This is a genomic window from Mesorhizobium sp. CAU 1741 (assembly GCF_039839275.1).
Lineage (GTDB): Bacteria > Pseudomonadota > Alphaproteobacteria > Rhizobiales > Rhizobiaceae > Aerobium.
In genome coordinates this window covers 376,744-397,372 of sequence record NZ_JBDOQP010000002.1, presented here as the reverse complement: position 1 = coordinate 397,372, position 20,629 = coordinate 376,744, and the positions used below count along the sequence as shown (strand labels likewise).

The window sequence follows — 20,629 nt, the reverse complement described above, 5'->3', positions numbered from 1 at the left end:
GTCCTTCGTTCTTGCGCCGTCAGGAACACGAAGTCAAACCGTCCAGGCCGCTTCAGGCGGAAAAAATCGCCGTATTTGCGGGTATTTGCATCAATGCGACATGCGGTGGCGCATTCAGCGGCGGTCAAGCAATGCGCGCACGAGCGCCTCGTCGACCTCCCCCGTTGCCGCCATGCCGTTGTCCTTCTGGAAGGCTGCGATGGCGGTCTTCGTCTTCTGCCCCATCACCCCGTCCGCGGTGCCGGCCTGATAGCCGTTCTTGTTGAGGATGAGCTGGATGTTGCGCACTGCCTGCTTCATGTCGACGCTCGACGTCGTCTCGTCGCTTTCGCGCCAGCCGTCGGGAATCTCGACCGCATTGGCTTCGGCATCGAGCGGCTTGGCGCGCCACAGTTCCGCCGCGTCGCGTGCGGTTTCGAGCTGTTCGGGGCGCAGTGCGTTGGCGATCTCGTCGCGCTTCTGCGCGGCGTCGCGGTCGCCGGCATCGGCGACAAGCGAGAACCACTTGTAGGCTTCCTCGAGGTTCTGCGGCATGCCCACGCCCTTGGCTGAAAGAATGCCGAGATTGAACTGGCTGTCCTTGACGCCGAGTTCGGCAGCGCGCTCGAACCAGCGGGCGGCGGCCTCGTTGTCGGCCGCTCCATCAGCGCCCATGGCATTCAGCACAGCCAGGTTGTGCATCGCGCTGGCGTTGCCCTGCTCGGCGGCGAGCGTGTACCAGGACTTCGCCTGCGCGAGGTCGGTTTCCAGTCCCAGCCCCTTCTCGTACATGTTGCCGATGCGGTATTGCGCGGGCGCCAGACCCTGTTCGGCCGCCTGCCGGTACCATTCGGCGGCGGTCGCCATGTCCTGTTCGACGCCGCGAGCATCGGCATAGCGGTTGCCGATTTCAAACAGCGCCTTCGGGTCGCCCGTGGCCGCCGCTTCCCGCAGGGGCGCCGGTCCGGCCTCCACCGGGATCACGACCGTGGTCTGATCGCCGGCGGCGGGCGCTGCTTCGATCTCCGCTGCCCCTTCATCCGTGGCAGCCGCCGCCTCCGGTGCCGGGGCAACTGGTTCAGCGACCGGTGTGGCGGCCCCGGTATCGAGCCAGTCCGTGGCAACGTCTTCCGGACTTTCGGGCGCCATCGCCATCATCGAGCGTGCTGAGCTTTCCTGGCCTGCGAGCACGGGCTCTTCAACCGAAGGTGCGGCAGGCGCCGGAGCGGGCTGTTCGAGTATCTGTGCAGTCTCGACCGAGGGAGCAGCCGGGCGCACGCTGGCCGTCTCGGGATCGCTGTTCCAGGAACGAGCGAACTGCAAGGCAGCGAGAGCCATCAACACCGCCGCGATGCCCATCAGCACCGGCTTCCGCTTGTTGCCGAGCAGGCTGGAAAACTTCCCGCCCTTCGCCTTCGTCTGCGGGCTGCGCTTCATGACTTCCGCTTCGGCGGCGGCCGCCTGCGCGGCACGGCGTGCGGCGGCGATGAAGTCCGCCTTTGCGGCATCCGGATCGCTGCCACGCGCGGGCTGGCCGCGCTCGTCGCGCACCCTCTTCATGATCGCGTTGAGGTCGGGCGCGCCGGAGCCGGGTTCGAGCGGGCGGTTTGCGACCTGCGGGTCCAGCGGGGTTTCGGCGTCGATCTCCGGCGCATCCGAAACGGAGGCTTCCGGCAGCCCGGAAATCGGTTCGGATTGCTCCAGCGTAGGCTTGCTGCCACGTGCTGAAAGAGCCCGTTTCAGTCCACCCAGCTTCCAAAGGCGACCCGCCGCCTCGAATTTTCCAGATTGCTCTTCGCGCGCGGCGTCAGCTGCGGCTTCCGCTGCGGCCGCTGCGGCCGAGCGCTTCTTCTTGCCGGTGCGCATGAGACTGCGGTCTTCGCCATCGTCCGCAACAGGTGCCAGCGGCATGGCGTCCGAGATGGCCGAGAGCGAGGGCGTCTCGTCGAGCGAAAGCAGCGCGTCGCGCGCGGTTTCGGTGCGCGGGGGCGGTGTCGCGTTACCGCGCGAGGCGCCGGCTTCGACGGCTCCGATCCGATCGACGATCTTCAGCAGCGTGTCGTGAATGGCCTCGAACGTCTTGGCGTTGCGATCGTCCGACTTGCGGGTGAGCGCCTCGAGCGACTTGAGGTCTTCTGCAAGCCCGGCCACCACCGCGCCGTCGCCGGCCGATCCGGAGAACGAACGCACGGCATCTTCCGCGGCCATGCGGGCCGCTTCCATCACGTCACGTCGGCTTTCGGTGATCGACTTTTCGATCTGGTCGAGCCGCGGCAGAAGGTTTTCCGGTTCGCGGGCGGGCGCGGCAGGCTGCGATATGTGCGCGGCGAGGCCGGCGATCTGCGCTTCCAGGCTGCGGATCAGGTCAGGATCGACGGCGGGCCGCTCGACCGACGATTCGAGCCGGGTCGAGATCGTTTCCAGCCTGGCTTCCAGGTCGCGGATCGCATGGTCGTCTGCCGGTGCGGGACGGCGTGCTTCAAGCTGCGAGGCCAGTTCCGCAAAGCGCATGTCCATGGCCTGGAGCAACTGGGCGTCCTGCGCCGCAGGAACGGCCTGGCCGCCATCTTCGAGGCGCGAGGCGACCTGGTCGAGCCGTCTTTCGAGCTCGAGGAAGAGGCTTTGCCCCTGCGAGAGGGCGTCGTCCTGGCGCTGTTCGAGCAGGCCGGAGAGCGATGCGAACCGGTCTTCCAGACCGCGCAGCACGCCGCTCATGTCTGGCGCTGCAGGTGTGTGGTCAAGCTTGCGCGTGATCGCGTCGAGTTGGGCCGCGAGGCGGTCGATTGTTTCGCTCGGAACGTCGACGCGGTGGCCGATCTCCTCCACGCGGCTCGACAACATCGCCAACTGGTCGGCGAGCGCGCTTGCCGGATTGTCTTCCACGACTTCGCCAAGCTGGTGCGCAAGCGAGGAAATCCGTGCCTCGATGCGCTCCAGCGGCTCATGGTCGTATGCAGGGGCCGCCGCCTGCGCGGCCGAAACCGCGATCGCCCGCGATATCTCGTCCAGCCTGTCTTCGATCGCGGCGAGCGTATCGGGTGCGATCCGGTCCTGGCGATGGGCAATCCGGTCGACCGTGACGGCCAGGGTCTTCATTTCGTCTTCGAGCGCGCGCAACGCCAGCGAATCGGGCAGCGCGCCAACCGCCTCGCTGATCTGCTCCAGCCGTGCACCGAGCGCCTGAACGGCCGCGTCGCTGCTGCGGTCGCGGCCGGACTGCGCGACCTGGGTGGCAAGCTCACTCCAGCGCTGGTCGAGCTCTTCCCAGCGGCGGTCGAGCGATTGTATCGTGTCTTCGCGCGCAAGCTTTCCAAGCGCGTTCTTCACTTCTTCCACTTCCAGCCGCAGCACGTTGAGCTGACGGTCGTCGGTGCGCTGGGCGAGCTTGTGGATCATCGCCGCCAGCCGCTCGAACTCGACGCCCAGTTCCGCGACCTGCGTCGCCGGCGCGGCACCTTGCAGGGCTTTCTCGATATCGTCGCGCAGGCGCAAGAATTCGCGCTTCAGGCCCGTGCTCATCTGATGGCGCAGTTCCTCGCGCAGGGCGTTCAGCTCGTCCGGGCTTGGCTGCTCTTCGCGTCGTGGCGCGCGGCGCCTGTCCGGCGCAGGGCTGCGCGGCGCTGCCGGGTAGGTCCGGTCGCGATTGTCGTAGGCGTCCGGATAGGAGGCCTCGGCCGCCAGCCTGCGTGCCAGCGGGCGCATCCGGGCACCGCCGCGCCTGTCGTCGCGGGAAGGACCGATTCGGCTCTCGATCTCGTCGAGCGTTTCGCTCAATTCCTCCAGCGAGGTGCTCGGCCGGCGCTTGCGGCCCGCATTGATCGAATCGAGATAGGATCGTGTGTTGTTCATAGAAGCGTCCGCTGCCGCCTTGGTCGCCGGGAATTGCCGGCTGTTCTCACGTCTTGCCTTGAAGCTCTTTCCGCGCGTCGCCACGTATGGTGGAGGGCACACATGCGGTCGAACTCCCAGAGTGGAAGAACCGTGGCAACGAAATACAGGATAAACACGGGACACCGACGCGCTCACCTTTCTCCCGAGCTGGTAAAGAAGTCGTTAACCATGTTCGCGTCGCCCTGTTGATGCCAAGGTGTGGCGTGACCCTGCGTCAGGATTTCGCACTTGCGGCATCCCGGGCCAGCGATTATATGCGCGCCATGCTGACGAGCCGGCTTACGGCGCGTCCTGTTTCAAGTGATGCAACGGATGCCTTTCGCCCCAAGGGTATCCAGTCGTCTGTTCCGCAAGATGTCGGAACGCGATAACGGGGAATTGTGAAATGATGAATCTGATGTCGGCCAGCGAAAGCATGGCCAGTGGCGCCGAGCATTCGGACGGCTACATTCGTATTGGCGATATGGCCAAGCAGTTCGGCGTTACCTTGCGTACCCTGCGCTTCTATGAAGACAAGGGTCTGCTGACCCCGAAGCGCGAGGGCAACACCCGTCTATACACGAAGCGTGACGTCACGAAGCTGAAATTGATCCTGCTGGGAACCAAGACCGGCTTCTCGCTGCGCGAGGTCAAGCAGGTAATGGACCTGTATGATCCCAAGGGCAGCAACGTGAAGCAGTTGCGTACCTTGGTCGACAAGTCGGAACGTCAGCTCGTGAAGCTGGAAAAGCAGCGCGCTTCCCTCGACGAAGCGATCAACGAGTTAAAGGGCGCCATGTCCAATTGGCGTTCGGCGCTCCAGACGCGTCAATCGGCAACTGCCGCAGGCTGAAGCCGGCGCTTCCCTTCAAGACCCCGGGAGCCGGTCTGGCGCCCGGGGTTTTTCATTTCCATCGGCGCGTCGTCCATGGGGGGCGCGACGGTCTATCTTGCCTGCCTGCCGGGAATGTGAGAGCCTCTGGCTCGTCTGAAACAGGTTAGGCCGGTGCGGTTGGCCCGGCCCCCGCGACAAGCGGGTCCTTCCGTTGCCATGCGACGGCCCAAGACCTTGAACGCCTGCGCAATCGCGCGCGGCGAGAGAAGGACTTGGACATGCAACAACAGATTTCCATCATCACGCTCGGCGTCAATGACATGGCCGTCTCCCGCGGGTTTTACGTGGAGGGCTTTGGCTGGAGTCCGGTGTTCGAGAATGATGAAATCATCTTCTACCAGATGAACGGCTTCGTGCTCGGCACTTTCCACAAGCCGGCGCTGGAACAGGACATGGGCCGCAAGAGGCTTTCCGCTCCCGGCGCCTTCTCGCTGGCCCACAACGTCCCCGCCCGGGAGGATGTCGACATCGTGATGGGACAATTGATCCAGGCGGGCGGTCGGCTGATCCGGAAGGCTGATGCGCCGCCGCATGGCGGCTTCCGGGGCTATGTGGCCGACCCGGACGACCACGCATGGGAAATCGCATGGAACCCCGCCTGGACCATCGATGAGCGCGGGCTGATCACTTTCGGGGTGTAGCGGATAGGTCGCGTCCATGTTCAGGGGCTCGTCATGGACGGGCCCTTTCTCCTAATTGCCCCAGCCTCAACCTCCACGGATGCGCCGCGAGTGACCGCGAATTTGCGGCAACGGCGTGTCCTGACCGGAGCGGCAATCCTTGCATTTTCACATCAGATTTTCGCGGGATTGCGCACACCAGCCTTCAGATTGACGTTTACGAAAACGTCAATTGTTGATATGGTATCACGATCCCAGTTTCGCGGTATCTGTAAGTCTGCGCCGCGAAGATTCGCCCGCTTCCTGGAGGACCCTTCATGCCGACCTACAAGGCGCCCGTCGCCGATACCCTGTTCGTGCTCAATGACGTGCTCGGCTACGAGCGATACGCGAATCTTTCCGGTTTCGCGGATGCCGGGCCGGACATGCTCGAGGCCATTCTCGGTGAGGCCGCCAAGGTCGCGGAAAACGTCATGCATCCTCTCAACCGGGTCGGTGACGAGGAAGGCTGCGTTCGCAACGCCGACGGCAGTGTGACGACGCCCAAGGGCTTCAAGCAGGCCTACGACCAGTATCGCGAGGGCGGCTGGATGTCGCTTTCGATCCCGGCCGAATATGGCGGGCAGGGGCTGCCCTACACCGTCCACTCGGCCGTCGGCGAATACATGTCGTCGGCCAACATGGCGCTGATGATGTATCCGGGGCTGACGCAAGGCGCGATCGCCGCGATCCTCGAGCATGGCTCCGACGAGCAGAAGCAGACCTATGTGCCAAAGATGGCCGAGGGCGTCTGGACCGGCACGATGAACCTGACGGAGCCACATTGCGGCACCGATCTCGGCCTCCTGCGCACCAAGGCGGTGCCGAACGGCAGTGGCGGCTACAAGATTTCCGGTCAGAAGATTTTTATCTCGGCTGGCGAGCACGACATGGCGGAAAACATCATCCATCTGGTGCTTGCCCGTATCGAGGGCGCTCCGGAAGGCGTGAAGGGCATTTCGCTGTTCATCGTGCCGAAGTTCAAGCTCGATGACGATGGCAATGCCGGCGAGCGCAACGGCGTGTCATGTGGCTCCATCGAGGAAAAGATGGGCATCCATGGCAATTCGACCTGCGTCATGAACTATGACGAAGCCGAGGGCTACCTGATCGGCGCCGAGAATGGCGGCCTCAAGGCGATGTTCGTGATGATGAACGAGGCCCGGCTCGGCGTCGGCATGCAGGGCCTGTCGATCGGCGAGATCGCCTATCAGAATGCGGTCTCCTATGCGAAGGAGCGCATTCAGGGCCGCTCCATCTCCGGCCCGAAGGCGCCGGAAAAGAAGGCGGACCCGATCATCGTCCACCCCGACATCCGCCGCAATCTCATGAACATGAGGGCCTTCAACGAGGCCGGTCGCGCGCTTATCCTCTGGACGGCGCTGAAGTCCGACGTGGCGCACCGATCGGAGGACGCCAAAGACCAGGAGGCCGCCGACGACCATCTCGGCCTGATGACGCCGATCATCAAGGGCGTGCTCACCGACAAGGGGTTCGAGCATGCGGTGATGGCGCAGCAGGTGTTCGGCGGCCATGGTTATATCGAAGAGCACGGCATGAGCCAGTTCGTGCGCGATGCCCGCATTGCCATGATCTACGAGGGCGCGAACGGCATCCAGGCGCTCGACCTTGTCGGCCGCAAGCTGGCGATGAATGGCGGCCGTGCGATCCAGGCCTTTTTCAAGGAAGTCGGCGACTTCTGCGAGGAGAACCGTGCCGACGAGAAGATGGCTCCGCTCACCAAGGCGCTCAAGAAAGGCCTCAACGACCTGCAGGCCGCGACGATGTGGCTGATGCAGAACGCGATGGCCAAGCCCGACAATGCCGGTGCCGCCTCGACCGACTATCTGCATCTCTTCGGTCTCGTGGCGCTCGGATACATGTGGGCCCGGATGGCGAAGGTCTCCCACGACAAGCTCGCCGAGGGCGCGTCTCTGCCGATCTATGATTCCAAGCTGGTCACGGCACGCTATTTCATGGAGCGCATCATGCCCGAAACCGGCGCGCATCTCGCCCGCATCTCGGCCGGCGCGGATTCGATGATGGCGCTGGAGGCCGAGGCGTTTTGATGATGCCATCCGCCGCCTTTCCCTCCCCCTCGAGGGGAGGGTGGACATCCGCTGCAGGCGGATGGACGGGTGGGGTTGCCTCGGCCGAGTTCCAGCGCTCTTATGCGCTCCGACCATCGGCATGGGGGAGGAATATGCCGCGAACGCGCGTCAGCGCAGAAATGCGCCACAAGGCACGCAGTCTGCGCAACCACGCGACCCGTGCGGAAACGCTGCTGTGGTATGAGCTTCGCGGCCTTAAGTCGGAGGGAATAAAGTTTCGTCGTCAGTCACCGCTCGGGCCGTATATCGTGGACTTCGTCTGTCCCGCCGCACGTCTGGTTGTCGAGGTGGATGGCGATCTGCACGAGAGCAATGGCGGGAAACGGCATGATGCAAACCGGGATGCCTGGCTGCGCTCACTCGGTTATCACGTTCTGAGAGTTGACGAGCCGGATGTCATTCACAATGCCTGGCACGTTGCACAGTTGATAAAGGACAACGTCGCGGTCCTCGTCAGCGACCCCACCCGGCCGCTTCGCGGCCACCCTCCCCTCAAGGGGGAGGGGGAGATGAAGCCATGACCACCTCACCCGCCACGATCCTGAACCTCCCCAAGCCCGCATGGGCCGACGACGAGGTCGGCATGCTGTACGACATGGCGACGCGCTTTCTCGAGGCCGAGATCGCGCCGCGCTACGACGAATTCGAGAAGGCCGAGATCTTCGATCGCGAGAGCTGGCGCAAGGCTGGCGAGAACGGCCTTCTCTGCGCGTCGATACCCGAAGAGTATGGCGGCTCTGGCGGCACGTTTGCCCATGAAAGCGCGATCATCGAGGCGATCAGCCATGTCGGCGTCGACGGCTTCGGCATAGCACTCCACAACTCGATCGTCGCGCCTTACATTCTTCACTACGGCTCGGAAGAGCAGAAGAAGAAGTGGCTGCCCAAGATGGCGAGCGGCGAGCTCATCGGCGCCATCGCCATGACCGAACCGGGCGCGGGCTCCGACCTGCAGGGCGTGAAGACACGCGCGGAGAAGGATGGCAACCACTATCGGCTCAACGGCTCCAAGACTTTCATCACCAACGGCCAGCTTGCCAATCTCATCGTCGTCGTGACCAAGACCGACCCGGCGGCCGGCGCCAAGGGCACGTCGCTCATCGTCGTCGAAACCGATGAGGTCGAGGGTTTCGAGCGCGGCCGCAACCTCGACAAGATCGGCCTCAAGTCCAACGACACCTCGGAACTGTTCTTCAACGACGTGCGCGTGCCGACGTCGAACCTGCTGGGTTCCGAGGAAGGGCAGGGCTTCGTCCAGCTCATGCAGCAACTCCCGCAGGAGCGGCTGCAGATCGGCACGACGGCCATTGCCATGATCGAGCGCGCGCTGGCGCTGACCATCGACTATGTCAAGGAGCGCAAGGCGTTCGGCAAGTCGATCATGGATTTCCAGAACACGCAGTTCAAGCTTGCCGAACTCAAGACCGAGGCGACCGTCGGCCGCGTGTTCTACAATGACTGCGTGGCGCGCCATATCGCCGGCGGTCTTGATCCCGTCACGGCTTCGATGGCCAAGTACTGGCTGTCGGACCTGCAGGGCAAGATTATAGACGAGTGCCTGCAACTGCATGGCGGCTATGGCTATATGAACGAGTACCCGATCGCCCGCATGTGGCGCGATGCCCGCGTCCAGCGCATCTATGGCGGCACCAACGAAATCATGAAGCTGCTCATCGCGAGGAGCCTCTAAGGCAGGCTGAAACGCTATATACTCAAGGCCGACGTCCTGCTCATGTCGGCCATCAAGGGAGAAACGAATGTCTGACGCATATGTTTACGACGCCGTGCGTACGCCTCGCGGCCGCGGCAAGAAGGACGGTTCGCTGCACGAGGTGCCGGCCGTCCGTCTCGCCGCCAAGACGCTGGAAGCGGTGCGCGATCGCAACAATCTCGACACGAGCCAGGTCGACGACATCATCTTCGGCTGCGTCGATCCTGTCGGCGAGGCGGGTTCTGTGATCCCGCGCGCGGCGACCTTCGAGGCCGGCTACGACAACAAGGCGCCCGGCATTCAGTTGTCGCGGTTCTGCGCCTCGGGCCTGGACGCCATCAACATCGGCGCCGCGAAGATCGCCGGCGGCTCCGACGAGATCGTCATCGCCGGCGGCGTGGAATCGATGTCGCGCGTCGGCATGGGCATGTCTGGCGGCGCCTGGTTCATGGACCCCTCGGTGGGACTGCCCGGCTATTTCGTGCCGCAGGGCGTGTCGGCCGACCTGATCGCGACGAAATACGGGTTCTCCCGTGACGATGTCGACGCCTACGCCGTCGAGAGCCAGAAGCGTGCCGCCCGTTCGTGGAAGAAGGGCTACTTCAAGAAGTCGGTGGTTCCCATCAAGGACCAGAACGGCATGACCATCCTCGACCATGACGAGCACATGCGACCGTCGACCGACATGCAGTCGCTCGCCTCGCTCAATCCTTCATTCGTGATGCCGGGCGAAATGGGCGGCTTCAATGCCGTCGCCATCCAGCGCCATCCGGAAGTGGAAGCCATCAACCATGTGCACCACGCCGGCAACTCCTCGGGCATCGTGGATGGCGCGGCGGCCGTGCTGCTCGGTTCCAAGAAGGCCGGCAAGGCGATGGACCTGAAGCCGCGCGCGCGCATCCACACCTTCACCAATATCGGCTCCGAGCCGGCGATCATGCTGACGGGGCCGGTCGACGTGACCGAGAAGCTTCTCAAGAAGGCCAAGATGACGCTGTCGGACATCGACCTGTTCGAGCTCAACGAGGCGTTCGCGTCCGTGGTGCTGCGCTACATGCAGGCGTTCGACATCCCTCACGACAAGATCAACGTGAATGGCGGCGCCATCGCCATGGGCCACCCGCTGGGCGCCACCGGCGCGATGATCTTCGGCACCGTGCTCGACGAACTCGAACGCCGCGACCTGAACACCGCCCTGGTGACGCTGTGCATCGGCGCTGGCATGGGCACCGCGACCATCATCGAGCGGGTCTAGCCATGTACGTGCCGACGCAGTTCCGTGAAGAGCGCCGAGACGTCCTCATCGCGGCTATGCGTGATATCCAGCTCGCAGCGCTGGTCACGGCCGGCGCAGAGGGCATGCACGCGACCCACATACCCATGGTGGTCCGGGAGATCGGCGACGATCTGGTCGTGGAAACGCATGTCGCGCGCGGGAATGAGCACTGGCGGCACCAAGGCATGCAGTCCCTGGCCATTTTTCAGGGGCCACATGCCTATGTTCATCCGGGCTGGTACGAGAGCAAGCAGGAGCACGGCAAGGTCGTGCCCACATGGACCTATGTCGTCGTGCATGCCCATGGCGTGCTTGAAACCTTCCAGGATCAGGCCGAACTGATCGAGCACGTCACCCGTCTGACGGAGCAGAACGAAGCCTCTCGCGACCTGCCGTGGGCCGTCAGCGATGCGCCGGAAAAATACATCACGTCCATGACCCGGGGAATCGTCGGGTTGCGGTTCAAGGTCACCCAACTGGAAGGAAGCTGGAAACTCAACCAGCACAAATCCGATACGGATCGCTCCGGCGTCATCGCCGGACTTTCCGCGAGCGGCGCGCAGGATGCGCGCTCTGTCGCAGAATTGATGCGCGCAGGCAATCAACGCCACGCCACCGAAATCTGAAGGGTTGGAAGCATGAGCTACAAGGACTTCACCGTCGAAACCGATGCCGACGGCATCGCGCGCGACGGACTCGAACGCCGCGACCTCAACACCGCCCTCGTGACACTGTGCATCGGCGCGGGCATGGGTACCGCAACCATCATCGAGCGCGTGTGATCGCCGTGGCAGCCCGCGCAATGCGTCCTTCAGGCGGCCGCGCGCATCGTCTCTCCAAAGGTGCCGCCGATCGCCGGCAGCACCTGAAAGCCGGGCTTGGCGAAAAGATAGCCCTGATGAAGCGTCACGCCGGCGCTTCTCAGCACGGTGAATTCGGCCTCGGTCTCGATGCCTTCGGCAAGAACTGTAATGCCCAGTTCACGCGCGATGTGCATGATGCCGGCGACGATCACCTGCCGGGGGTGGCTACAGTCGATGCCGCGTATGAGCTCCATGTCGAGCTTGATGAGATCCGGCTGGAAGTCGGCCAGCAGCCCGAGTCCCGCAAATCCGGCGCCGAAGTCGTCGAGCGCCGTGATGAAGCCCTGCTTGCGATATTCGGTGATGATCGACTGCAGATGGCCAGTATCGCGCACCACTTCGTTCTCGGTGAACTCGAACATTATGGCTTCGCGCGGAAATCCGCTTTTGCGCGCCGCCGCGAGCGTGGCGCGCAGGCAGGCCGCGGGCTCGTACACCGCGTTCGGCAGAAAGTTGATGGACAGCTTGGGCATCGCGCCTTCCCGCGGAAACAGCCTTGCAGCCAGTTCGATCGCCTTGACGCGGCAAGCCTGGTCGAACTTGTATTTTTGCTCGGGGCGAACGCGCGCCAGGATCGACGGCGCGCCCTCGCCGGACGGCCCCCTGATCAGCGCCTCATAGCCCCACACCCGGCTCGCGGCCGTGTCGATGATTGGCTGAAATGCCATCGAGAATTCGAAGTCGAGGCGCTCGCCGGTCTGGCAGCCTTCACACTGTCCGTTCATCTGCGTTCCATGGGCACGGTTTCGTTGCGCTCAGTTCAAGCGGCAAACCGTTGCCGAAGAGTGAATAAAAGGTCCGAACTTCTGTTCGATGCAATTAAATGCGATGACGCACAGTCATCTTTTGCCCCAAGATCATCTTTGGAGTGGTAAGACTATGTCATATGTTAACTTCACCGTCGAAACCGATGCCGACGGCATCGCGCTCGTCACCTGGGACATGCCCGATAAGTCGATGAACGTCTTCACCGAAGAGGTGATGGATGAACTCGATACGATCATCGATCATGTCGCCTCGACCGAGGCGGTCAAGGGCGCGGTGATCACCTCCGGCAAGGAGAGCTTCTCGGGCGGCGCGGACCTCACCATGCTGCAGAAGATGCTGAGCGTCTTCGCCAAGGAGCAGGCCAAGAACGAACAGAAGGCCATCCAGCTTCTGTTCGACAATGCGGGCCGGATGAGCAAACTCTTCCGCAAGCTCGAAACCAGCGGCAAGCCGTGGGTCTCGGCGATCAACGGCACCTGCATGGGCGGCGCGTTCGAGATGTCGCTGGCCTGCCACGGCCGCGTGGCTGCTGACAGCGACAAGGTCAAGATGGCACTGCCTGAAGTCAAGGTCGGGATATTCCCAGGCGCCGGCGGCACGCAGCGTGTCCCGCGCCTGGCCGATCCTCAGTCGGCGCTGCAGATGCTGACGTCAGGGCAGAACCTGTCGCCGAAGAAGGCGAAGGGCATGAACCTGATCCACGAGATCGCCGAGCCGTCCAAGCTGATCGAGACCGCCAAGGCGATGATCAAGAAAGGCCTGAAGCCTGTCCAGCCGTGGGACGAGAAGGGCTTCAAGCTGCCCGGCGGGCCGGTCTATTCGGCTGCTGGCGCCAATCTCTGGCCGCCGGCGATCGCCATCCTGCGCCGCGAGACATATGGCAACTATCCAGGTGCGGCCGCGATCCTCAAATGCGCCTATGAAGGCCTGCTGGTGCCGTTCGATACCGCTCTTCGCATCGAGCAGCGCTATTTCGCGCAGATCTTGCGGTCGACCGAAGCGCGGATGATGATCCGCTCGCTGTTCGTCTCCCTGCAGGAACTCAACAAGGGCGCGCGCCGTCCGGCAGGCGTGCCTGAATCGAAGTTCACCAAGATTGGCGTGCTGGGCGCCGGCTTCATGGGTGCGGGCATTGCCTATGTCACGGCCAAGGCGGGAATCCCCGTCGTGCTGCTCGATCGCGACCAGGCGTCCGCTGACAAGGGCAAGGCCCATTCGGCCGGGCTTATGGATGGCGCGATCAAGAAGGGCCGCGCCACGGAAGAGCAGAAGGAGCAGCTTCTGTCGCTCATCACCCCGACGGTCGACTACAAGGACCTCGATGGCTGTGACCTTGTGATCGAGGCCGTGTTCGAGGATTCGGAAGTCAAGAAGGGCGCCACCGAGCAGACGGAAGCCGTCATCGCCAAGGATGCCATCTTCGCCTCGAACACCTCGACGATCCCGATCACCTCGCTGGCCAAGAACTCGAAGCGTCCGGCGAACTTCATCGGCATCCACTTCTTCTCGCCGGTCGACAAGATGATGCTTGTCGAAATCATTCTCGGCAAGAAGACCGAGGACAAGGCGATCGCCACGGCCATCGACTATGTCCGTGCGATCAAGAAGACGCCGATCGTCGTCAACGACACGCGCGGCTTCTACGTCAATCGCTGCGTGCTGCGCTACATGTCGGAATCGTACCAGATGCTGATCGAGGGCGTGCCGCCGGCGATGATCGAGAACGCGGCGAAGATGGCCGGCATGCCGGTCGGCCCGCTGGCACTCACCGACGAAACTGCCATCGACTTGGCCCAGAAGATCATGAAGCAGACCATTCGCGACATGGGCGAGAAGGCGGTCGACAAGGACCAGTTCGAGCTCATTAACACCATGGTCGACAAGCATGGCCGCTTCGGGCGCAAGAACGGTAAGGGCTTCTACGACTATCCGGAAAAGCCGGCCAAGAAGCATCTTTGGCCTGAACTCAAGACGCTCTACCCGCAGCAGGATGCCGACAAGATCGATGTCGAGGAACTGAAGCAGCGCTTCCTCGTCACGATCGCTCTCGAGGCGGCCCGCGTGATGGAGGAAGGCATCGTCACCGATCCGCGCGAGGCGGATGTCGGCTCGATCCTCGCTTTCGGCTTCGCGCCCTATACCGGCGGCGCGCTCAGCTACATCGACGGCATGGGGCTGGAGACGTTCCTGAAGCTGTCGAAGCACCTTCAGAAGAAATACGGCGCGCAGTTCAAGGCACCGAAGCTTCTGTCGGACATGGCTGACAAGGGCGAGACCTTCTACGATCGGTTCAACCCGTATCCGAAGGCGAAGAAGGCGGCCTGAGGCCGCCGCTAAAGCGCGGGCCGATTTTTCGAGTTCGCATCCCGCGCTTTGGCTTCCCATGTTGTCGCATGTCTTTGTCCTAGGAGACCAAATGGCCGTTTATCCGGGCTATGCCGAGACCACGAACGCCAGCCGCTACCTGCAGCAGTTGTGCAAGCATTGGGGGCACAAGTTCGAGGTCGAATTCGATCCGTCGCACGGGCGGATCGCGTTCGATACCGATACCGTCTGCCATCTCGACGCCGACCCGCAAGGCCTCAAGCTGCGCCTCGAAGCGGCGGACCCGGCCCGTGGCGAACAGATGAAGGGCGTCATCGTCGCCCATCTGGTCCGCTTCGCCTTCCGCGAGGAACTCGTCGTGAAATGGGACGAGGATTCGTCCGCGTCCCCGCACGGCTAGAACACCCCGGATGTATGTCTGGCTGCGCCTTGCCCGCATGATCGCCACCGCGAAGTCGCGTGGCCGCTATCGCATGGGCGAGGAAAGTCGCCTGACCTTTCGCTGCCTTCCCACCGACATCGATTCCAATTTCCACCTCAACAATGCGCGCTACATGATGCTGGCCGATGTCGGACGCATCGACATCTTCCATCGTGCCGGGCTGATCGCCTTGGCGCGGCGGAATCGCTGGGCGCCGATGATGGGCGGTTTGCAGTCGGTCTATGTCCGCGAGATCAGGCTCTGGACGAAGTTTGACGTGGTCTCGACCATCGAGACCTGGGAAGACACGCAGGTGATCGGCCGGCACCGCTTCGTGCTGGAAGACGGGCGTACCGCCGCGCTCGTCCTGACGACGGCAGGGGTCTACGACTCCCGCAACAGGGCTTTCGTGAAAATCGACGATATCGTTGCTGAACTCGGTTCGGATGCGCAGCCGCGTCCGCCGAGCGCGGAGGAGCGGATTTTCATGGATTCCCACGCTGGCTTGCGCAAGCTGGCGAAGGCGCAATCCCTCTAGCCGGAACGGCGCCGCCCCGACATTTCCCCACGTTCGGCTTGCGGCGCGGAGCGATTTGCGGTCGTATGCGCCCCGTTGCAGGAGCAAGAGTCCATGACTGCCATCGACTATTATTTCATATCCTCGTCGCCCTTCGCCTATCTTGGACACAAGGTGTTCCATCAACTGGCTGAGGCGCACAATTTCGAAATACGCTACAAGCCCATCAATCTTGCCGGTGTCTGGGAGAAGTCGGGCTCCGTGCCTCTCGCCCAGCGCACGCCGCTGCGCCAGCGCTACCGCCGCATCGAGATGCAGCGGATCGCCGATATTCGCGGCGTGCCGATCAATCTCGAGCCGAAACATTTCCCGGTCGATCCCGGCCTTGCCGACAGAAGCGTGATCGCGCTGGTTCAGGCGGGCAGGGACCCCTCGGGCTTTATCGGTCGCGCCCATGCGGGCGTCTGGGCAAACGAGGAGAACATTGCCGATCCCGCGCAACTGACCGCCTATCTGGAAGCTGAAGGGCATCCGGCGGAAACCATCCTTGCCGCTGCCCAGGGGCAGGACGCAACCGATACGCTGGCGCGCAACACAAGGGAGGCGAGCGAGGCCGACGCGATCGGCGCGCCGGTCTATGTGCTCAACGGCGAGCCGTTCTGGGGCCAGGATCGTCTCGAATATCTGGCCCATGCGCTGGAGTCGGGCAGGCCACCGTTTCGTCCCTAGAAAAGCCGGCCGTCGGCTGGACACGTCGCGCCGCAGGCATTACCTATCAGAGGTATTTTTTCCTGTGGTGAGGTTTGCGCATGCTCTCGCACGAGCAGGTCTGGGCAGCCATCGATGCGCTGGCGGAGCGCCACGCGCTCTCCGCTTCGGGGCTGGCCAAGCGTGCCGGCCTCGATTCCACGGCTTTCAACAAGTCGAAGCGGCTGTCGGCCGATGGCCGTCCGCGTTGGCCGTCGACGGAGTCGCTCGCCAAGATCATCGAGGCGACCGGCGCCAGCCTGTCCGAATTCACACAACTCGTGGAAGTGCGGGGTCAGCGGGTGGACGTTGCTCCGGCCCGCGCCACCGTGCCGCTGCTGGGCTTCGCACAGGCTGGGGCAGGGGGGTTCTTCGATGATGCGGGCTTCCCCGTGGGCCAGGGGTGGGAAGAGGTCGACCTCCCCGCCACCGGCGAGCGTTCCTATGCACTGAAGGTCCAGGGCGAGTCCATGCTGCCGCTCTACCGCGACGGTGACATACTGATCGTCGAGCCGGGCGCGGCGGTGCGCAAGGGCGATCGGGTCGTGGCCCGCACCCGAGGCGGCGAGGTCATGGCGAAGGTGCTGGAGCGGCGCAATGCCGAAGCGGTGGTGCTCGTCTCCCTTAACCCCGCCCACCCCGACCGCACCATTCCGGTCGCGGATATCGAGTGGATGGCACGCATCGTCTGGGCCAAGCAGTAGATGCGGCCGTTCGTTCTGGCAGTGGCGGCCGGTGGCCTCTCCCTTGCGGTGGTGGGACTCAACCTGGCTGCGGGAAGTATCCTTGTCCCGGCCCCGGAACCATCGCTTCCTGCGCCGCAGACCGATGTCGCCATGCCCGAGTCGGTTGTGCCGGAAGAGCAGGCTGTCGCGCCGGCGCCACCATCCCTGATTCGGCCGGTTGCGCCCGACATCGTCGCCGTGCCCAACGTCGATCGCCAGTCTTTAGAACGCGTCGAACAGCGCCAGCCGCTCAGCCCGATCGGCCTTGCCGAGGACCCCACCAAAGGCCCGCCGCGCGAGGAAATCCTGCATCGCCCCGTGGCGACGGCCGCCGGCGCATTCGAGGCGATGGGCTATCGCGTGGCGCTCGAAGGGATCGACGTGACGGCGGCCGACGAAGTGTGTGGCCCGGAGGAGTGGCCCTGCGGCGTGCACGCGCGAACCGCGTTCCGCAACTGGCTGCGCGGGCGCGCGCTGACCTGTGTCGTGCCGCGCGTCGCCCCGGATGATGTGGTGGTCGCCAAATGCGCCCGCGCCGCTCAAGATCCGGCTGAATGGCTGGTCTCGCAAGGTTGGGCGCGCGCAACCGCGGCCGGTCCCTATGCGGAAATCGGAAGCCAGGCGCGCGCCGATCGTCGAGGCCTGTTCGGCCCGGCCCCGGCGGCGCCGGCGCCGCCGCCATCCTCAGGCGGCGAGTTCGCCCCTCAGGGCCTTGTCGATGAGCGCGCGGGTGTTGTCGATCCCGTAGAGCGCAGCGAATGAGCCGAAGCGCGGCCCACGTTCCTGCCCGATGAGCACCTGATAGATCATCTGGAAGAAGGCGACGGAGACGCCGGGACCACCCTCCGGGCTTTTCTTGGAATGGTCCTGGTAACGCTCGATGCCGCGTGCGACGTCGAGCGATGCGTTCTGGATCGCCTCGCCATCGGCATCGCCCGGAAGTGTCGCGAGCCTCGCGGACAGCGCCTGCAGGGCGGCCGCCTCGATCTCGTCGGCGGCGCGAAACACCTTGGTCGGTTTGACGAAATCGTCGAAGTAGCGGATCGCATAGACCACCAGCCGATCGAGTTCCGGGTGGGTTTGCGGCGTCACGCCATCGACATGGCGCGAGATGAAGCCCCACAGCACCGACTTGTCGTGCGCATTGGACGCGCTGACGAGATTGAGCAGCAGCGCGAAACTGACCGGCAGAACCGTTTCGGGCGGGTTGCCGTCATGGATGTGCCAGACGGGATTGCCCAGCCGCTCTTTCCATGCCTGCTTCGGATAGGCGGCGAGAAACTGGTAGTACTCGTCGACGGCACGCGGGATGACGTCGAAGTAGAGCTTCTTGGCCGTCCTTGGCTTCTGGAACATATAGAGCGCGAGGCTCTCGGTCGGCGCATAGGTGAGCCACTCGTCGATCGTCAGGCCATTGCCCTTCGACTTCGAAATCTTCTCGCCCTTGTCGTCGAGGAACAGTTCGTAGACGAAATGCTCCGGCGCGCGGCCGCCGAGCGCTTCGCAGATGCGGTCATAGACGCCCATGTTCGGCCCGTGGTCCTTGCCGAACATCTCGAAGTCGACGCCGAGCGCGGCCCAACGGGCGCCGAAATCAGGCTTCCACTGCAACTTCACCTTGCCCCCGGTGACAGGAAGGGTCGTCTCTTCGCCTTCCTCGTCATCGAAGGTGATTGTCCCGGCTTCGGCATCGACCTTCTTCATCGGCACGTAGAGCACACGGCCCGTCTTCGGCGAGATCGGCAGGAAGGGCGAATAGGTCGCGCGGCGTTCCTCACCGAGCGTCGGCAGCATGATCGCCATGATGGCGTCGTAGCGTTCGGCGACGCGCTTGAGGATCGCGTCAAAACGACCGGCCTTGTAGTATTCCGTCGCGCTGGCGAACTCGTAGTCGAATCCGAACGTGTCGAGAAACCGGCGCAGCATCGCGTTGTTGTGATGGCCGAAGCTGTCATGGTCGCCGCCGAACGGGTTTGGCACGACGGTCAGCGGCTTGTGAAGGTGCGGCTCGAGGAAGGACCGGTCGGGCACGTTGTCCGGGATCTTGCGCATGCCGTCCATGTCGTCGGAGAAACACAGCAGTCGCGTCGGCACCTTGTCCTCGGTCAGGAGGCGGAAGGCATGGCGCACCATCGTCGTGCGCGCCACCTCGCCGAAGGTGCCGATATGCGGCAGGCCGGACGGCCCGTAGCCGGTCTCGAACAGGATCGCCTCGGGCCAGTCCTTGCCTTCGTAGCGTTTGATGATCTTGCGCGCTTCTTCGAACGGCCATGCTTTGCTTTCCTGCGCAGCGGCAAGAATTTCGGGCGAGTGCATCAGCGAGTTCGATCGCGACTGGGTCATTTCTGGCTTTCCGTGAAGTTTTTCGGCCCTTTAGGGGCGGTGAACGTCTAGGCCCGCTTATCCGGTGCGTCAATCGTGGCGGGGCTTTTTCATTGCGGTCGGGCCTTGGCCTTCCTACGTTGCAGCCGAAACGGCACCAACGGAGCAACCCCCGATGTCAAATCCCACCCCGCAGGAAGCGCTCGTCTACCTCATGGTCATCATGTCGGCCTCCGACCGAGACATGGGCGACGATGAACTTGCACGCATCGGCGCCATCGTCCGTACCCTGCCGGTCTTCCGTGGTTTCGACCAGGCGCGCACGCTGGCCGTGGCCCAGGTCTGCCAGCGACTGCTCCAGGAAGAAGAGGGGCTCGAGGGTTTGCTCTCGCTGGTCAAGTCCGCCCTGGGCGAGGATCTTCGCGAGACTGCCTATGCGCTGGCCGTTGATGTGGCGGCCGCAGACCTGTCGGTGCGAGAGGAAGAGACCCGCATGCTGGACATCATCAAGGAGCGTTTCGACCTCGACCCGCTCGCGGTTGCCGCAATCGAGCGTGCCGCGGCGATCCGCCACCGCGTCACACGCTGACCTAGTAGAAGCTGACCGGGAAATATTTCAGGTAAAGTTCGGCGAAAATTCCCTTCATGCTGATCTCGCGCAACGCGTAGTCGAAAGCCTGCGCGAGGACGGCCTTATCGTGCGGGACGGCGATGGCCAGTCCCGCGCCCAGATATTCGGGCGCAATGTAGGGACCGCCGGCAAACCGGCAGCAATTCTGCGAGCCTGTCCCCGCGAGCCAGAACGACAGCCGCATGCCATCGCCGAAGGCCCCGTCAAGTTTGCCTTCTCGAAGGCTGTCATAAAGCCAGTCCAGCCGCGTGAAGACCACCGGCCGCGCTGCGGGGAAGTAGCTTCTCAGCATCGCTTCGTGGGCTGAGCCGCCGACCACGCCGATGCGCATGCCCTCGACGGCGCGATGCATGGGCTCTTCCACGGTCGAGTCGCTGCGAACGATGAAGCGCGCCGGAAAGCGCAGGTAGGGTCGCGAAAAGGCATAGAGTTCGCGCGTCTGCGTGCTGACCGACGTGCCGGCAATCAGCGCGTCTCCCTGCCCGGATGCGATGGCCTCGTCGAGTTCCTCCCACGGCAGTGCCTGTATCTGGCAGCGCGGCTCGATGTCCAGTTCCCGGCAGATGGCGCGTGCAAGCTCGATGTGAAAGCCGGTGAGGCGCCGGTCGGCATCGAGGAAGTTGAACGGCGGAAAGTCGATCGTCGTGAGGAAGCGGACCCGCTCGACACCCGACAGGTCGGGCTTGGGCAATCGCTCCTTCGCGTCCCAGTAGTTCGGGATCGAAGGTTGCGCCACGAGTGCGCCGACGGTCGACAGCCAGATCGCGGCGACAAGGCCGAAAAACAGAGATGTCGAAGGCTTGCACACG

The 20,629-nt window shown here is 63.7% G+C and carries 19 protein-coding genes; 15 read left to right on the top strand and 4 right to left on the bottom strand.

Annotation, left to right across the window (positions count from 1 at the left end; genetic code table 11):
* Positions 1–114 precede the first annotated feature (114 nt).
* Positions 115–3,828: a peptidoglycan-binding protein gene (locus AAFN84_RS08810; RefSeq protein WP_347514188.1), complete on the bottom strand. Its 3,714-nt coding sequence runs from the start codon at positions 3,826–3,828 to the stop codon at positions 115–117.
* Between the two features lie 430 nt (positions 3,829–4,258).
* Here AAFN84_RS08810 and AAFN84_RS08805 point away from each other — a divergent pair, with 430 nt between their 5' ends.
* The 8 genes from AAFN84_RS08805 (at position 4,259) to AAFN84_RS08770 (ending at position 11,283) form a co-directional block, all read left to right on the top strand.
* Entirely contained in the window at positions 4,259–4,702 is a 444-nt protein-coding gene (locus tag AAFN84_RS08805) for a MerR family DNA-binding transcriptional regulator (RefSeq protein WP_347515083.1), read from the top strand.
* Positions 4,703–4,962: 260 nt separating this feature from the next.
* Positions 4,963–5,385: a VOC family protein gene (locus AAFN84_RS08800; protein WP_347514187.1), complete on the top strand. Its 423-nt coding sequence runs from the start codon at positions 4,963–4,965 to the stop codon at positions 5,383–5,385.
* Between the two features lie 296 nt (positions 5,386–5,681).
* Positions 5,682–7,472 (top strand): acyl-CoA dehydrogenase C-terminal domain-containing protein, encoded by a 1,791-nt coding sequence (locus tag AAFN84_RS08795; RefSeq protein ID WP_347514186.1) that lies wholly within the window; start codon positions 5,682–5,684, stop codon positions 7,470–7,472.
* A 134-nt stretch (positions 7,473–7,606) separates the two neighbouring features.
* The gene (locus AAFN84_RS08790; protein WP_347514185.1) at positions 7,607–8,035 is read left to right on the top strand and encodes an endonuclease domain-containing protein; all 429 of its coding nucleotides are present in this window, start codon (positions 7,607–7,609) and stop codon (positions 8,033–8,035) included.
* Positions 8,032–9,204, top strand: a complete 1,173-nt coding sequence (locus AAFN84_RS08785) for an acyl-CoA dehydrogenase family protein (protein ID WP_347514184.1) — start codon at positions 8,032–8,034, stop codon at positions 9,202–9,204. The genes AAFN84_RS08790 and AAFN84_RS08785 overlap by 4 nt, the downstream gene beginning before the upstream one ends.
* 67 nt (positions 9,205–9,271) lie before the next feature.
* Entirely contained in the window at positions 9,272–10,480 is a 1,209-nt protein-coding gene (locus tag AAFN84_RS08780) for an acetyl-CoA C-acetyltransferase (protein ID WP_347514183.1), read from the top strand.
* A 2-nt stretch (positions 10,481–10,482) separates the two neighbouring features.
* Positions 10,483–11,127 carry an FMN-binding negative transcriptional regulator gene (locus tag AAFN84_RS08775; RefSeq protein WP_347514182.1) on the top strand — a complete coding sequence of 215 codons (645 nt, stop codon included), beginning with the start codon at positions 10,483–10,485 and terminating at the stop codon, positions 11,125–11,127.
* A 12-nt stretch (positions 11,128–11,139) separates the two neighbouring features.
* Positions 11,140–11,283: a hypothetical protein gene (locus AAFN84_RS08770; protein WP_347514181.1), complete on the top strand. Its 144-nt coding sequence runs from the start codon at positions 11,140–11,142 to the stop codon at positions 11,281–11,283.
* 29 nt (positions 11,284–11,312) lie between these two features.
* Here AAFN84_RS08770 and AAFN84_RS08765 read toward each other — a convergent pair whose 3' ends face one another.
* Positions 11,313–12,089, bottom strand: a complete 777-nt coding sequence (locus tag AAFN84_RS08765) for an EAL domain-containing protein (protein WP_347514180.1) — start codon at positions 12,087–12,089, stop codon at positions 11,313–11,315.
* A gap of 154 nt (positions 12,090–12,243) precedes the next feature.
* Between AAFN84_RS08765 and AAFN84_RS08760 the strand changes: the two genes are divergently transcribed.
* The 6 genes from AAFN84_RS08760 to AAFN84_RS08735 all read left to right on the top strand — a co-directional run bounded on the left by AAFN84_RS08760 (position 12,244) and on the right by AAFN84_RS08735 (position 17,629).
* Positions 12,244–14,457 (top strand): 3-hydroxyacyl-CoA dehydrogenase NAD-binding domain-containing protein, encoded by a 2,214-nt coding sequence (locus AAFN84_RS08760; protein WP_347514179.1) that lies wholly within the window; start codon positions 12,244–12,246, stop codon positions 14,455–14,457.
* 91 nt (positions 14,458–14,548) lie between these two features.
* On the top strand, positions 14,549–14,857 hold the full coding sequence (locus tag AAFN84_RS08755) for a DUF2218 domain-containing protein (protein ID WP_347514178.1): 309 nt from the start codon (positions 14,549–14,551) through the stop codon (positions 14,855–14,857).
* A 10-nt stretch (positions 14,858–14,867) separates the two neighbouring features.
* Positions 14,868–15,416, top strand: coding sequence for a thioesterase family protein (locus tag AAFN84_RS08750; protein ID WP_347514177.1), 549 nt, complete (start codon positions 14,868–14,870; stop codon positions 15,414–15,416).
* 93 nt (positions 15,417–15,509) lie between these two features.
* Entirely contained in the window at positions 15,510–16,124 is a 615-nt protein-coding gene (locus tag AAFN84_RS08745; RefSeq protein WP_347514176.1) for a 2-hydroxychromene-2-carboxylate isomerase, read from the top strand.
* Between the two features lie 80 nt (positions 16,125–16,204).
* On the top strand, positions 16,205–16,846 hold the full coding sequence (locus AAFN84_RS08740; RefSeq protein ID WP_347514175.1) for a helix-turn-helix transcriptional regulator: 642 nt from the start codon (positions 16,205–16,207) through the stop codon (positions 16,844–16,846).
* Entirely contained in the window at positions 16,847–17,629 is a 783-nt protein-coding gene (locus AAFN84_RS08735) for a thermonuclease family protein (RefSeq protein WP_347514174.1), read from the top strand.
* Here AAFN84_RS08735 and AAFN84_RS08730 read toward each other — a convergent pair.
* Positions 17,552–19,210 (bottom strand): lysine--tRNA ligase, encoded by a 1,659-nt coding sequence (locus tag AAFN84_RS08730; RefSeq protein ID WP_347514173.1) that lies wholly within the window; start codon positions 19,208–19,210, stop codon positions 17,552–17,554. The two genes, AAFN84_RS08735 and AAFN84_RS08730, sit on opposite strands and share 78 nt — an antisense overlap.
* Before the next feature lie 154 nt (positions 19,211–19,364).
* Here AAFN84_RS08730 and AAFN84_RS08725 point away from each other — a divergent pair, with 154 nt between their 5' ends.
* Positions 19,365–19,778 (top strand): tellurite resistance TerB family protein, encoded by a 414-nt coding sequence (locus AAFN84_RS08725; protein ID WP_347514172.1) that lies wholly within the window; start codon positions 19,365–19,367, stop codon positions 19,776–19,778.
* A 1-nt stretch (position 19,779) separates the two neighbouring features.
* Here the strand turns inward: AAFN84_RS08725 and AAFN84_RS08720 are convergent, their stop codons facing one another.
* A complete protein-coding gene (locus tag AAFN84_RS08720) occupies positions 19,780–20,628 on the bottom strand; it encodes a transporter substrate-binding domain-containing protein (RefSeq protein ID WP_347514171.1) in 849 nt (282 codons plus the stop codon).
* Position 20,629 lies beyond the last annotated feature (1 nt).